The organism is Kitasatospora putterlickiae, assembly GCF_039527695.1.
Taxonomy (GTDB): domain Bacteria; phylum Actinomycetota; class Actinomycetes; order Streptomycetales; family Streptomycetaceae; genus Kitasatospora; species Kitasatospora putterlickiae.
In genome coordinates this window covers 1-14,202 of sequence record NZ_BAAAKJ010000409.1, presented here as the reverse complement: position 1 = coordinate 14,202, position 14,202 = coordinate 1, and the positions used below count along the sequence as shown (strand labels likewise).

At 74.9% G+C, this 14,202-nt stretch carries 7 protein-coding genes; 1 reads left to right on the top strand and 6 read right to left on the bottom strand.

Going from position 1 to position 14,202, the window contains the following annotated elements; all coding sequences use genetic code 11:
- Window positions 1-68 precede the first annotated feature (68 nt).
- From ABD308_RS34615 to ABD308_RS34600, 4 genes are all read right to left on the bottom strand, one after another.
- Window positions 69-1,340: a PP2C family protein-serine/threonine phosphatase gene (locus tag ABD308_RS34615; RefSeq protein WP_344343847.1), complete on the bottom strand. Its 1,272-nt coding sequence runs from the start codon at window positions 1,338-1,340 to the stop codon at window positions 69-71.
- A gap of 190 nt (window positions 1,341-1,530) precedes the next feature.
- Window positions 1,531-4,776, bottom strand: coding sequence for an ATP-dependent helicase (locus ABD308_RS34610; protein WP_344343845.1), 3,246 nt, complete (start codon window positions 4,774-4,776; stop codon window positions 1,531-1,533).
- Between the two features lie 98 nt (window positions 4,777-4,874).
- Window positions 4,875-8,267: an ATP-dependent helicase gene (locus tag ABD308_RS34605; RefSeq protein WP_344343843.1), complete on the bottom strand. Its 3,393-nt coding sequence runs from the start codon at window positions 8,265-8,267 to the stop codon at window positions 4,875-4,877.
- A 140-nt stretch (window positions 8,268-8,407) separates the two neighbouring features.
- Window positions 8,408-8,764 (bottom strand): MGMT family protein, encoded by a 357-nt coding sequence (locus ABD308_RS34600; RefSeq protein ID WP_344343841.1) that lies wholly within the window; start codon window positions 8,762-8,764, stop codon window positions 8,408-8,410.
- A gap of 134 nt (window positions 8,765-8,898) precedes the next feature.
- Between ABD308_RS34600 and ABD308_RS34595 the strand changes: the two genes are divergently transcribed.
- On the top strand, window positions 8,899-11,649 hold the full coding sequence (locus ABD308_RS34595) for a flippase-like domain-containing protein (RefSeq protein ID WP_344343839.1): 2,751 nt from the start codon (window positions 8,899-8,901) through the stop codon (window positions 11,647-11,649).
- 54 nt (window positions 11,650-11,703) lie between these two features.
- Here the strand turns inward: ABD308_RS34595 and moeZ are convergent, their stop codons facing one another.
- Entirely contained in the window at window positions 11,704-12,882 is a 1,179-nt protein-coding gene (gene moeZ, locus ABD308_RS34590) for an adenylyltransferase/sulfurtransferase MoeZ (protein WP_344343837.1), read from the bottom strand.
- A gap of 241 nt (window positions 12,883-13,123) precedes the next feature.
- Window positions 13,124-14,125, bottom strand: a complete 1,002-nt coding sequence (locus ABD308_RS34585; protein WP_344343835.1) for an NAD-dependent epimerase/dehydratase family protein — start codon at window positions 14,123-14,125, stop codon at window positions 13,124-13,126.
- Window positions 14,126-14,202: the final 77 nt, after the last annotated feature.

Sequence of the window (14,202 nt, the reverse complement as noted above, 5' to 3'; positions counted from 1 at the left end):
GTCCGCACCGCGCGCGGCGGTGTCGGACCACCGGCCGCTGGTGGTGCGGGTGTCGCTCTAGGGCAGCCTCAGGGCTGCCGGGACAGGTGCCCGTTCTGCTGGGGAACGAGCGGGACGGTCGGGGTGGGCGGGGAGGGTGCGGACGTCGGGGCGGGCGGGGCGAGTACGGCGGTGACGGCGGCCTGGGGATGGTCGGCGGCGGGCGGGGGCTCGTACTGGAGGAGCAGCATGGCGGCGTCGTCGCCGAGTTGCCGCCCGACGTGGCGCACCACGTCCTCGTGCAGCCGGCGCAGCACGTCGACCGGGCCGCCGCCGTCGGCGCAGCGCGGGAGGCGTTCGGCGAGCGGGTAGAAGGCGCCGGCCCGGTCGCGGGCCTCGATGACGCCGTCGGTGAAGAGCAGGACGCGGTCGCCGGGGATGAGCGGGACCCGGTGGACCGGGGGGCGGACGTCGGCGGGGTCGAGGACGCCGAGCGGGGGCACCGTTTCGGCGAGTTCGAGCGGGCGGGCGGCCTCGGTGCCGCGCAGCAGCAGCGGGGCGGGGTGGCCGCAGTTGACGATCTCGGCGGTGCCGTCGGGGCCGACGCCGATCAGGACGAGGGTGACGAACTCCTCCTCGACGCCGGGGTGGTCGTTCTCGTGCAGGGCCCGGTCGAGGCTGTCGGCGAGCCAGCCGGCCACCCGGTCCAGGGCGGCCTCCTGGTGGGCGGCCTCGCGGAAGGCGCCGAGCACGGCGGCGGCGGTCTCCACCGCGCCCAGGCCCTTGCCGCGGACGTCGCCGACGACGGCGCGCACGCCGTGCCGGGTGTTGACGACCTCGTAGAGGTCGCCGCCGATCCGGGCGTGGGCGGCGGCGGCCGCGTAGTGGACGGCGGCGCGCACGGTGCCGACCCGGTCGGGGACGGGGCGCAGCAGGACCCGCCGGGCGATCGAGGCGACGAGTTGGGCGTCGGCGAGCAGCCGCTCCTGGCGCAGCCTCAGGGTGGCGCTGACCCAGCCGATCGCGGCGACGAGGACGATGGCGAAGACGGTGGCGCTGTGCACGGACTCGCCGAGCACGTCGTTGTGGAAGGCCATCAGGAAGGCGGCGGCCTCGGTGCAGGCGCCGATGGCGAGGGGGTACCAGGTGCGGCGGCTGACCACGGCGGCCAGCGCCGGAACGGCGGTGAGCGCCGGTTCGACGGTCACCGCGGCGTCGGTGAAGTAGTCGAGGACGACGACCAGCGCCATGCCGATGAACGGCAGTGTCAGTGCCGTCCTCGGCCAGGTGCCGGTCGCGCCGGGTGCGGCCCCCGGGGTCGGCCCGGCGAACCGTTCTCTGATCCATCCGGTCGCGCTCAACTTCGGTTCTCCAGCAGAAGACGCCGATGCCCGTGGGCACCTGCGGTGATGACTGAGGGTTAGGGAATGCGGGCCTCGCTGGCGGCCGGAGCTCGGGGGTTGACCGGTTACCGACCCCACAATATGCGCGAAACGTGCACTACGCACAGGTTTCGCCCGATGCCGTGATGACTTGAATGCTCTCCGTGACTCATTCTTCACTGTTCCCGATCAGGAGCCGTTCCAACTCTTTTCGGCCGGGAAGTCCTGCGGGTTGTTCGATCCGGCCGCTGCGGACGTACAGGAACGAGGCCGTGACCTGCTCCAGGGGGACGCCCGCCTGCTCCGCCCACGCCAGCCGGTAGACGGCGAGTTGGAGCGGGTCGGCGGTCTCCTCGCGGTGCGTCTTCCAGTCCACCACTTCATAGCGTGACGCGCCGCCGAATTCTGACCCGTCGTCACCGTCACGGTAGACCGCGTCGATCCGGCCGCGCACCACCCGGCCCGCCAGCACCAGCTGGAACGGCGCCTCGACGCGCAGCGGCTCGCGGTGCGCGTAGGGGGTGCGCAGGAAGGCGTCCTTGAGCCGTTCGAGGTCCTGCTCGTCCTCGATGCCGTCGTCGTCGGCGCCGGGCAGCGCGCCGGGGCCGATCAGCATCAGCGGTTCGATCCGGGACTGCACCCAGGCGTGGAAGCGGGTGCCGCGCCGGGCGGCGGGCTGCGGCGGGCGGGGCATCGGGCGGGCCAGGTCGTGCGCGAAGCCGTCCGGGTCGGCGGCCAGGCGCAGCAGCTGGGTGGCGGAGAGCGAGGCGGGCAGCGGCACCTGCCGCACCCGGCCGCGGGAGCGTTCCAACTCGCCGAGCAGCGCCTTCAGGTCGCGGTCCCAGGACTCCACCAGCCGGCGGTCCTCGGGGGCCATCGGCTCGGGTTCGGGGGCGGGCGCCCCGGCCAGCCGGCGGTGCACGACCTCGGCGACCCGGCGGCGGGCGTGCTGGGCGGCCGGGTCGAGGGGCAGCGGCCAGGGGCGTTCGACGGCCGCGGCGAGCGCCGGGTTCTCCTCGCCGTCGGCGGGCGGCTCGGCCCAGACGGCGATCTCGCCGTTGCCGGGCCGCTCGACGTGCTCGCGCAGCCGCTCCAGGAAGTCGGACGGGCCGCGCGGGGTCTTCTGGCTGGGCCCCCACCAGTGGCCGGAGGCGAGCAGCAGGGCGCGCGGGCGGGTGAAGGCGACGTAGCCCAGACGCAGTTCCTCGACGGCGGAGTGCTCGGCCAGGGCGGCCTTGAACTCCTTCATCGCCTTGGCGTTCCAGCCGCCGCGCACCTCGGGCAGGGTGGCGGCGTCGCCGCGCAGGGCGTGCGGCAGGACGCGCTTGGTGCTGGTCCAGCGCTCGCGCGGGGAGGAGGACGGGAAGGCGCCCTTGACCAGGCCGGGGACGGCGACCACGTCCCACTCCAGGCCCTTGGACTTGTGAGCGGTGAGGACCTTGACGGTGTCCTCGCCGCCGGGCAGGCCGGCGTCCAGGCCGCGGTCGTGCTCCTGGGCGGCGCGCAGGAATCCGAGGAAGGCGGCGAGGCCGGGGTCGCCGTCGAGGTCGGCGAAGGAGGCGGCGACGTCGAGGAAGGCGTGCAGGGTCTCCCGGCGGCGGGCGGCCAGGGCCTGCGGGGAGGCGGCGAGTTCGACCTCCAGGCCGGTGACGGCGAGGACCCGGTGCAGCACGTCCATCAGCGGATCGGCGAGCGAGCGGCGCAGCTCGCGCAGTTCCCGGGCGAGCCGGGCGAAGCGGACCCGGGCCTCGGCGGAGAACGGCAGCTCGTCGGCCTCCTGGGCGTCCAGGAAGGTCTCCAGGGCGTCGGCGAGCGAGACCACCTCGGTGGGGTCGGTCTCGGCGACGGCGGCGGCGAGCGCCTCGACGCCCTGCGGGCGCTCGGTGCGGACGAGTTCGGCGGCGCGCCGGCCGAGCAGGGCGAGGTCGCGCGGGCCGATCCGCCAGCGCGGGCCGATCAGCAGCCGGACCAGGGCGGCGTTGGCGGTCGGGTCCTGGAGCACCTCGCAGACCGCGACCAGGTCGGCGACCTCGGGCAGGTGGAGCAGCCCGCCGAGGCCGACCACCTCGACCGGCACGTCCCGGGCGACCAGCGCGGCGTGCACGTCGGGGAAGGCGGCGCCGCCCCGACACAGCACGGCGATCCGGCCGGGGGCGGTGCCGGTGCGCACCAGGTGGTCGATCTCGTCGGCGAGCCAGTCGACCTCCTCGGCGTGGGTGGGCAGCAGCGCGGCCCGCACCCGGCCGTCGCGCTCGGCGCCGGGGGCGGGGCGCAGCGCCTCGACGCCCTCGTGCATGGCGCGCAGCGGCGCCGCGAGCCCGTTGGCGAAGGCGAGCAGCCGCCCGCCGCTGCGGCGGTTCTCGCTGAGCGCGTACCGGTCGGCGGCGGTGCCGTCGGCGCGGGGGAAGTGGCGGGGGAAGTCGTCGAGGTTGGCGACGGAGGCGCCGCGCCAGCCGTAGATGGCCTGGCAGGGGTCGCCGACGGCGGTGACGGGGTGGCCGGGGGCGGCGCCGTCGGGGCCGGCGCCGAACAGGCCGGCGAGCATCAGGCGCTGGGCGACGGAGGTGTCCTGGTACTCGTCGAGCAGCACGACCCGGTACTGGTCGCGCAGCAGGGCGCCGACCTCGGGGCGCTGCTGGGCGAGGCGGGCGGCGGCGGCGATCTGGTCGCCGAAGTCCATCAGGCCGGCGGAGGTCTTGCGGCGCCGGTAGTCCTCGACCAGGCGCAGCAGTTCCAGCCGGGCGCGGGCGGTGGCGGGCACGGCCCGCAGGTCCTCGTTGCTCAGCCGCACGCCGGCGAGGGTGTCGAGCAGGTCCTCGTCGAAGGCGCGCAGCGCGGCGGGGGCGACGAGGTGTTCGGCGAGTTCGCCGTCGAGGGCGGTGAGGTCGGCGACCAGGTTGGCGAAGGTGCCGGTGAGGGCGGGGAACGGGCCGCGGGCGGTGCGCAGCACCTTGGCGGCGAGCTGGAAGCGGGTGGCGTCGGCGAGCAGCCGGGTGTCGGGCTCGATGCCGATGCGCAGGCCGTGTTCCTTGAGGAGGCGGCCGGCGAAGGCGTGGTAGGTGGAGATCTCGGGTTCGCCGAGCGCCTCGCCGTCGTCGGGGTCGGCGGCCCTCCCCAAGCCTTCGGCCGGGGGTACCCCCAGCCCGGTGACCCGCAGGGCGGCGCGGACGCGTTCGGCGAGTTCGCCGGCGGCCTTGTTGGTGAAGGTGAGGCCGAGGACCTGGTCGGGGCTGACGGCGCCGGAGCCGACCAGCCAGACGACCCGGGCGGCCATCACGGTGGTCTTGCCGGAGCCGGCGCCGGCGACGATGACGGCCGGCCGCAGCGGGGCGCCGATGGCCGCCATCTGCTCCCGGTTGAAGGGGATGCCCAGCAGTTCCTTGAGCTGGTCGGGATGGCTGAGCACGGCGGTCACCACGCAACGGTAGCCGGGGCCGCCGACAGCCGGGGCGCCGCTGTGGCGACGGCCACGTGCCGCGTGCGCCACATCCGGGGCCCTTCCGACGGCGGCGGCTACTCGACGAGTTGGGCGCCGTCGCGCTGGGCGGAGCAGCTGCGGCGGAAGGCGCAGCGGTCGCAGCCGCCGCCGGTCCGCGGGACGAACCGCTCGGCGAGGACCCGTCCGGCGGCGTCGGCGAGCAGGTTCTCGATCCACGGCTCGCCCTCGGGCGGGTCCTGCCGCTGCACCTTGGGCGCGTCGGCGGCGGTCTTGTCGGGCTTGCGCAGCTGGACGAGTTCGGCGCCGCCGGACTCGGGGGCGGCGGCCTCGAAGCCGGGCAGCCCGTTGAGGGCGCCGGAGCGGACGGCGAGCTGGTAGACGGCGAGCTGCTTGTGCTCGGGCAGGGACCGGTCGCTGGGCGTCTGCTTGCCGGTCTTGAAGTCGACGACGTAGGCGCGGCCGGCCTCGTCCTTCTCGACGCGGTCCATCGAGCCGCGGATGCGCACCTGGACGCCGCCGGCGTCGAGGGTGACGTCGAAGCCGTGCTCGGTGGCGACGACGTCGCGCCCGCGGGCCATCACGTGCCAGGTGAGGAAGCGTTCCAGGGCGGCGCGGGCCTCGGTCTTCTCCTGCTGGGACTTCCAGGGGGCGTCGAAGGCCAAGGCGTCCCAGACGGTGTCCAGGCGCTCCATCAGGACGGCGAGGTCGGCGGGGCTGCGGCCGGAGCCGACCTCGTCGGCGAGGGCGTGCACGACGTTGCCGAAGCCCTGGGCGGCGGAGGAGGTGCCGCGGGCCTTGACCTCCTTGTCGAGGAACCACTGCAGCGAGCAGTCCTCCAGCTGTTCCAGGCCGCTGCCGGACAGCCGCACCGGCAGGTCGGCGGAGCGCAGCGGGTCGGGGGCGGCGGTCGGGTCGTCCAGGCCCCACCAGCTCTCGGGGCGGGCGGCGGGCACCAGCGGGCGGTCCTCGTCGTCGGTGGCGAGGGCGAGCGCGGCGAGCCGTTCGGCGGCGGCGCGGCGCAGTTCGGGCGAGCGGTCGGGGTCGACGGTGACCGCGCGCAGCTCGGCGACCAGCGCGGGCACGGCGAGCGGGCGGCGCGGGCGGTGGGTGACGTCCTCGACGGTGACCGGCGGGGTGCGCCGCAGGACGCGGCCGGTCCTGGGGTCGACGTCCTCGCGGTAGAGCTCGCGCAGGAAGCGGGACGGCTGGTCGCCGTCGTCGGCGGGGGCCTTGACGGCGGTGACGACGAGCCGGTCCTTGGCGCGGGTGGCGGCGACGTAGAAGAGGCGGCGCTCCTCGGCGAGCAGCGCGGTGGGGGTGAGCGGTTCGGCGAGGCCGTCGCGGCCGATCCGGTCGGCCTCCAGCAGGGAGCCGCGGCGGCGCAGGTCGGGCCAGAGGCCGTCCTGGACGCCGGCGACGACGACCATGCGCCATTCCAGGCCCTTGGCGCGGTGGGCGGTCATCAGCCGGACGGCCTCGGGGCGCACGGTGCGCACGGTGAGGGTGTCGGCGGCGATGTCCTGGGCCTCCAGTTCGGCGAGCAGGTCGAGGGCGCCGCGGTGGCCGGTGACCTGCTCCTCGGCGCGGGCGGCGGTCTCGAACAGGGCGCAGACGGCGTCGAGGTCGCGGTCGGCGTTGCGGCCGGCGGCGCCGCCGCGCAGGGCGGCCCGCTCCAGCCGTTCACGCCAGCGGCGGGAGCCGTCCCACAGCTGCCACAGGGCGTCCTCGGCGGTGCAGCCGCCGGCGAGGGATTCGCGGACCTTGCGCAGCAGGGTGCCGAGGTCGTGGGCGCGGCGGGCGTACGGGGCGTCGAGGACGGCGAGGCGCTCGGGTTCGGCGAGGGCCTCGCGGAGGAGTTCACCGGCCGGGCGGGGCACGGCGGCGGGGGCGCCGTCGCCGTTCGCGGCCCCGGCGCGCAGGGCGGCGCGCTCCTCCTCGCGCAGGGTGCGGCCGAGGCGGCGCAGGTCGGCGCCGTCGAGGCCGCCGAGCGGGCCGGTGAGCAGGGCGTGGGCGAGGTCGGTGGTGAGCGGGTCGGGCCCGCCCTCACCGCCCTCACCGCCCCCGTCGGCGCCGCCGTCACTGTCCTCTCCCCCGTCCTGGCGGTCGCGGACGGCCTGCTCGGCGCAGACCCGCAGGGCGAGCAGCAGCTGGGCGACGGCCGGCTCCTCGCGCAGCGGCAGGTCGTCGCCGTCGATCTCCAGCGGGACGCCGGCCGCGCCGAGCGCCCGCCGCACGCCGGGGATGGACCGGGCGCCGGCCCGCACCAGCACGGCCATCTCGCCCCACGGCACGCCGTCCTCCAGGTGGGCGCGGCGCAGCAGGTCGGCGATCGAGTCCAGCTCGGCACCGGGCGTCGGGTAGGTGTAGACCTCGACCCGGCCGCCCTCCCGGACGGGCAGCGGGGAGCGGTGCTGGGCGAGCTTGTCGGCGGGCAGCCGGCCCATCGGCATCCGGCGGGTGAGTTCGCCGGCGGCGGCGAGCAGCACGGCGCCGGAGCGGCGGGAGACCCGCAGCACCTTGACGTCGGCGGGGCGGCCGTCGGCGTGCCGGAAGGTCTGCGGGAACTCCAGGATGCCGTTGATGTCGGCGCCGCGGAACGCGTAGATGGACTGGTCGGGGTCGCCGACGGCGATCAGGTCGCGCCCGCCGCCGGCGAGCCGGCGCAGCAGCCGGACCTGGGCGGGGTCGGTGTCCTGGTACTCGTCGACGAAGACGGCGTCGTAGCGCTCGCGCAGGCTCCGCTCGACCTCGGGGCGGTCGGCGAGCAGCACGGCGCGGTGCACCAGCTCGGCGTAGTCGAGGACGCCGCGCAGGTCCAGCACGTCGAGGTAGTCGGCGAGGAAGTGGGCGGCGGCGGCCCAGTCGGGGCGCTGGACGCCCTCGGCGAAGCGGGCCAGCTCGGCCTCGCCCAGGCCGAGCTCGCGGCTGCGGGCGAGCACGGCGCGGACCTCGTCGGCGAAGCCGCGGGTGGTGAGGCAGGCGCGCAGGTCCAGCGGCCAGGCGATCCGGGAGCGGCCGCGCCGGGCGTCCTCGGCGCCGCCGGCGAGCAGTTCGCGGACCATGACGTCCTGCTCGGGGCCGGAGAGCAGGCGCAGCGGCTCGGCGTAGTCGGCCGGGTCCTGGTGGGCGCGCAGCAGGGCGTAGCAGAAGGAGTGGAAGGTGGTGGCCTGCGGGGCGGCGGCGCGGGAGCCGGCGGCGGTGGCGGAGAGCCGGCCGGCCATCCGGTCGCGCAGTTCCATGGCGGCCTTGCGGCTGAAGGTGAGGACCAGGAGCCGCTCGGGGTCGGCGCCGTTCTCGATCCGCCGGGCGACGGCCTCGACCAGGGTGGTGGTCTTGCCGGTCCCGGGTCCGGCGAGCACCAGCAGCGGGCCGCCCGCGTGCTCGACCACGGCGCGCTGGTGCGCGTCGAGTCCGGGCGGGGCGGGCGGCACGAGGGTGCTGCGCACCAGACGGTAGGGGGAGCTCACGGACGTCCTGGGGGTCGTGCTCGGGCAGCTGCGGGCGGGCCCGCCGAGGGGCCCGCCGTATCGAGCCTACGATCCTGCCCCGTCATTCCCGCCCGCGCACGGGGTTCCGCCGATCCCGGCCCGGCTCACCGCGCCCCGGTTCAGTCCCCGACGGGGCGACCGTCCCAGCGGGCGCTCCGCAGGTCGACCCGGGGCGGATCGGCGAGATCGCGCAGCGGGGTGCCCTCCTCGCCGTAGTGGGCGAGGGCGCGGTGCTCGTGGCCGGGCAGCAGCCGGCCGTCGGCGCGGATCACCCGCCACCAGGGCACGGCGCCGCCGTACAGGGCCATCACCCGGCCGACCTGCCGGGGGCCGCCCTGGCCGAGGTACTCGGCGACGTCCCCGTAGGTCATCACCCGGCCGGGTGGAATCCGCTCGGTCAGGTCAAGCACCAGTTCGGCGAAGGGCGGCAGCTCGCCGGGGGCGGCGTCGTCGGTGGCGTCCGTCACCTGTGGCATTCTTCCGCATCCGGCCGGTTCACGGGCCCGTCGGGCATGATCCGCCGCGCCCGATCCGGCCCCTGTCCAGCGCGGGGCGCCGAGGCATGCCACCATCTTCGGGGCGGTGAGTGGTGATACGAGGACAAGACCAGATGACCGGGACGGCTGACGTGGGTGTGGACGAGGGCTCCGACGAGTCCTCCGACGGCGTGCCCGCGGGCGGCGGTGGCGACGCCACCGCCGAGACGCCACCGGAAGTCTCCCTGATCAAGGACCGGACGATCAAGAGCCCTCAGCCGACCGGCCCCGTGAACGGGGCCCCCGCCGTCGTCCCCGCCCAGCCCTCCGGCCCCGGGGCCGCGCCCGGGACGGCGGCGAACCCGCCCGGGGACCCCGGCCGGCGCCCCGGGCACGACCCGCTGGACGACGCCCCGCACCTGGACGTCGACGAGCCGCTGCTCGCCGCCCGCGCGCACCGCCCCTCCGACCTCATCCGCTTCCTGGCCGGCGTGCTCGGCATCGTCGCGGTCTTCGTGCTCGCCGGGGTGGCGACCTCGACCACCACCGGCATCGAGATCGACATCGCCGAGAACGCGCCCCGCTTCTCCCCGGTGCTGTCCACCATCACCGGCCTGGTCTCCAACGTCGCGGTGCTGGCCGTCCCGCTCGCCTTCGCGGTCGAGCGGCTGATCAAACGCGACGGCCTGCGGGTCGCCGACGGCGTGCTCGCCTCGGTGCTGGCCTACGGCGTCTCGCTGGGCATCGACTGGTGGGTCGCCGAGGGCGCCTCCGACCACATCCGGGACGCCCTGACCCGCTTCCCGCTGGACTCCGTCGGCACCCTCACCGACCCGGTGCACGGCTACCTCGCCCCGGTGATCGCCTACATGACGGCGGTCGGCATGTCGAGCAGACCCCGCTGGCGGGTCGCCCTGTGGGTGGTGGTCGTCTTCAGCGGCATCACCGAGCTGCTCGGCGGCTACACGACCCCGCTGTCGCTGCTGCTCACCGTGCTGATCGGCTGGTCCGTCGCCTACGGCACCCTCTACGCGATCGGTTCGCCGAACATCCGGCCCACCGGCCAGCACCTGATGATCGGTCTGCGCAAGGTCGGCTTCACCCCGGCCAGCGCCCACCGCGCCCCCGACGCCCCCGGCGGCACCCGCCGCTACCTGGTCGCCCAGCAGAGCGGCCCGCCGCTGGACGTCCACATCGTCGACCGCGAGCAGCAGGCCTCCGGCTTCTTCTACCGGGCCTGGCGCCGGCTGCGGCTGCGCTCGGTCGCGGTGCGGCGCAGCCCGCAGTCGCTGCGCCAGGCGCTGGAGCAGGAGGCGCTGATCGCCTACGCGGCCGCCGCCTCCGGTGCCCGCGCCCCGCAGCTGGTCGCCACCTCCGAGCTGGGCCCGGACGCCGCGATCCTGGTCTACGAGAACGTCGAGGGCCGCATCCTGGACGACCTCGCCGACGAGGAGGTCACCGACCAGGTGATGGCCTCGCTGTGGGAGTCGGTCGCCGCCCTGCACGAGCGCCGGATCGCCCACCGCCGGCTCACCGGCGAGTCGCTGCTGGTCGTCGACGAGAAGACGGCCTGCCTGGTCAACCTCTCCGGCGGCGACATCGCCGCCACCGACCTGACCCTGCGCATCGACGTCGCCCAGCTGCTCACCACCTTCGCGCTGCGGATCGGCCCCGAGCGGACCGTCGCCACCGCCAACGCGGTGCTCGGCGCCGAGCGGGTCGCCCAGTCGCTGCCGCTGCTGCAGCCGGTCGGCATGAGCCGCTCGACCCGCATCGACCTGAAGAAGCTCACCAAGGAGCGCAAGACCGCCGCGCGGGCCCTGGCGCTGGAGCAGGTCGCCGCCGGGGAGCGCACCCAGCAGCAGGCCGAGGAGGACATCGCGGTCGCCGGCGAGGACCTGCTCAGCCGGATCCGCGCCCAGATCCTGCGGATCGCCCCCGAGGCGCCGATGGAGCCGGCCAGGCTGGAGCGGCTCAAGCCGAAGAGCCTGATCATGGTGATCGCGCTCACCTTCGCCGCCTACCTGACGCTGACCACCGTCAAGCCGGCCCAGCTCAAGCTCTCCCAGATGGACTGGGCCTGGGCGGCGGCGGCGCTCGCCGCGGCCGCGTTCTCCTACGTCGCCGCGTCGATGAGCCTGACCGGCTTCGTCCCGGAGAAGCTGCCGTTCCGCCGCACGGTGGCCGCCCAGCTGGCCGGCTCGTTCGTGAAGCTGGTCGCCCCGGCGGCGATCGGCGGCATCGCGCTGAACACCCGCTACCTGCAGAAGGCGGGCATCCGCTCCGGCCAGGCGGTCGCCTCGGTCGGCGCCTCCCAGCTGGCCGGCCTGGCCGGGCACCTGCTGCTGCTGTTCAGCTTCGGCCTCATCACCGGCAGCCAGACCAACGGCGACCTGTCCGCCTCCCGCGCGGTGATCATCGGCGTGCTGAGCGCCGCCGTGCTGGCCCTGGTGGTCGCGGCGGTGGCCCCGCTGCGGCGGTTCGTGCTGAACCGGCTGCGCTCGCTGTTCTTCGGCGTGGTGCCCCGGATGCTCGACCTGATGCAGAGGCCCAGCAAGCTCATCACCGGCTTCGGCGGCATCCTGCTGCTGACGCTCTCCTTCACCGCCTGTCTGGACGCCTCGGTGCGGGCCTTCGGCGGCTCGATCTCCTTCTCGGCGGTCGCCGTGGTCTTCCTGACCGCCAACGCGGCCGGTTCCGCCATCCCCACCCCCGGCGGCATCGGCCCGGTCGAGGTCGCGCTGATCGGCGCGCTCACCTTCGCCGACGTCCCGACCGCCGTCGCCACCCCGGCGGTCTTCCTCTACCGGGCGCTCACCTTCTGGCTGCCGGTGCTGCCCGGCTGGATCTCCTACAACGTGCTCCAGCGCAAGGGCGCGCTGTAGGTCTCCGGACACGCGGAAGGGCCCGCCGGAGCGGGCCCTTCCAGACGTTGCGGATCAGTACACCGGCTTGTGCGGCTCGATCTGGTTGACCCAGCCGAGCACGCCGCCGCCCAGGTGGACGGCGTTGGCGAAGCCGGCCGACTTCACCACGGCCAGCACCTCCGCCGAGCGGACGCCCGACTTGCAGTGCAGCACGATCTTCCTGTCCTGCGGCAGCTGCTCCAGGGCGTTGCCCATCAGGAACTCGTTCTTCGGGATCAGCACCGCGCCGGGGATGTTGACGATCTCGTACTCGCCGGGCTCGCGGACGTCGATGAGGAAGATGTCCTCCTCCTCGTCCTGCCACTGCTTGAGCTGCTTGGAGGTGATCGTCGAACCGGCGGCGGCGGCCTGCGCCTCCTCCGACACGACGCCGCAGAAGGCCTCGTAGTCGATCAGCTCGGTGACGGTCGGGTTCTCGCCGCAGACCGCGCAGTTCGGGTCCTTGCGGACCTTCACCTGGCGGTAGTTCATCTCCAGGGCGTCGTAGATCATCAGCCGGCCGACCAGCGGGTCGCCGACCCCGGCCAGCAGCTTGATCGCCTCGGTGACCTGGATCGAGCCGATCGACGCGCACAGCACGCCCAGCACGCCGCCCTCGGCGCAGGACGGGACCATGCCCGGCGGCGGCGCCTCCGGGTAGAGGCAGCGGTAGCAGGGGCCGTTCTCGGCCCAGAACACGCTCGCCTGGCCGTCGAAGCGGTAGATCGAACCCCACACGTACGGCTTGCCGAGCAGCACCGCGGCGTCGTTCACCAGGTAGCGGGTGGCGAAGTTGTCGGTGCCGTCCACGATCAGGTCGTAGCCGGAGAAGATCTCCATGACGTTGGAGTTGTCGAGACGGTCCTCGTGCAGGATCACGTCGACGTAGGGGTTGATCTCCTTGACCGAGTCGCGCGCCGACTCGCCCTTGGAACGGCCGATGTCCGACTGGCCGTGGATGATCTGACGCTGCAGGTTCGACTCGTCGACCACGTCGAACTCGACGATGCCGAGCGTGCCCACACCCGCCGCCGCCAGATACATCAGCGCGGGCGAGCCCAGGCCGCCGGCGCCGACACACAGCACCTTGGCGTTCTTCAGCCGCTTCTGCCCGGCCATGCCCACGTCGGGGATGATCAGGTGGCGGGAGTACCTGCGGACCTCGTCAACGGTGAGCTCGTCGGCCGGCTCGACCAGGGGTGGCAGCGACACGGGGACTCCGATGGTCGTCAGTTCAGGTGGCCAGGGCCAACCTCTAGGGGCATGTTGCTTCCGCCACCGGGGTGGCTCTGTTACGCCAACAGTGTCACGCCGCTCCGGTATTCCGAGACAGCTCGTCCGATGGGCGAGACGGGCCGCGCCGGATGCTGGGACCACCGAAGACGCCCAGCTCAGGCCCCGGACCGGCCCCCGCAGGGGCGTCCGGGGCCTGCGGACCGCCGCCCCCGGCCGGTCAGACCCGGCAGGCCGTCTCCAGCCAGACGTCCCCCAGCGACTCCTCCAGCGGCACCTGCGTCCGCCAGCCGAGACGGTCCCGGGCGGTCCGCACGTCCGCCTGCCGCCACGGCACCGGCTCGCCCGAGGCCACCCGCCCCTCGCCCGGCCGGGGCTCCACCGGACGGTGGCCCGGCAGGTGGTGCGCGGGCACGTGCCCCGGCACGTGCTCGACCGGCCCGCCGGCCTGCGCGGGGAGCACCACCTGCCGGTTCTCCTCGACGATGGTCCCCTCGAAGCCGGACGCCCGGACCAGCAACTGGGCCGCCTCGCGCGCCCGGACGGCGTGCCCGCTGCCGATGTTGATCACCCCCGTCGCGGCCGACACCGCCGCCGCCTGGATCGCCCGCGCGACGTCCCGCACGTCCACGAAATCCCGGTATCCGGACAGATCCGGCATCCGCACCTGGGACTCCTCGCGCTCCAGCGCCCGCCGCAGGCCCTCCGCCAGCCGCCCGAACAGCGAGGCGGTCGGCGACCCGGGCCCCACCACGTCGAACACCCGCAGCACCGCCGCGTCCAGCCCCGAGGCCAGCACCAGCTCCGTGCCGGCCAGCTTCGACACCCCGTACGGGCCCACCGGGCGCGGCTCGGAGCTCTCCGACACCGGCACCCCGCCCGGCACCGGCCCGTACTCGGCCGCCGAGCCGACGTGCACCAGCCTGGCCGGCTCCCGGCTGCGCCGGATCCCCTCGCAGACCGTCGCCACGGCGAGCGTGTTGGCCCGGATCAGCGTGCGCGAACTGCCGTAGGTGGCGCCCGCGCAGTTGATCACCACCTGCGGCGCGACCGCGTCCAGGAACCGGGCCAGCGCCCCCGGACTGCCGGTGGTCAGGTCGAAGCGGATGTCGGCGGAGTCACGCCGGCCGAGCACCGTCACCTGCAACTCCGGATCCACGAGCAGGCGGTCGGTGACCCGACGGCCGATGAAGCCGTCGGCGCCCAGCAGCAGCACCCTCATTCGGGGGCGTCCTTCCACGAAGCCGGGCCGGGGGACGGCCTGGCGGGTCCGAGTGAACAACGGGACATCAAGCGGAT

Bases quoted from the DNA above. Each gene is read 5' to 3' on its own strand.
- ABD308_RS34585 (WP_344343835.1), bottom strand. From the start codon at position 14,125: ATGAGGGTGCTGCTGCTGGGCGCCGACGGCTTCATCGGCCGTCGGGTC.
- ABD308_RS34600 (WP_344343841.1), bottom strand. From the start codon at position 8,764: ATGCCACAGGTGACGGACGCCACCGACGACGCCGCCCCCGGCGAGCTG.
- ABD308_RS34595 (WP_344343839.1), top strand. From the start codon at position 8,899: ATGACCGGGACGGCTGACGTGGGTGTGGACGAGGGCTCCGACGAGTCC.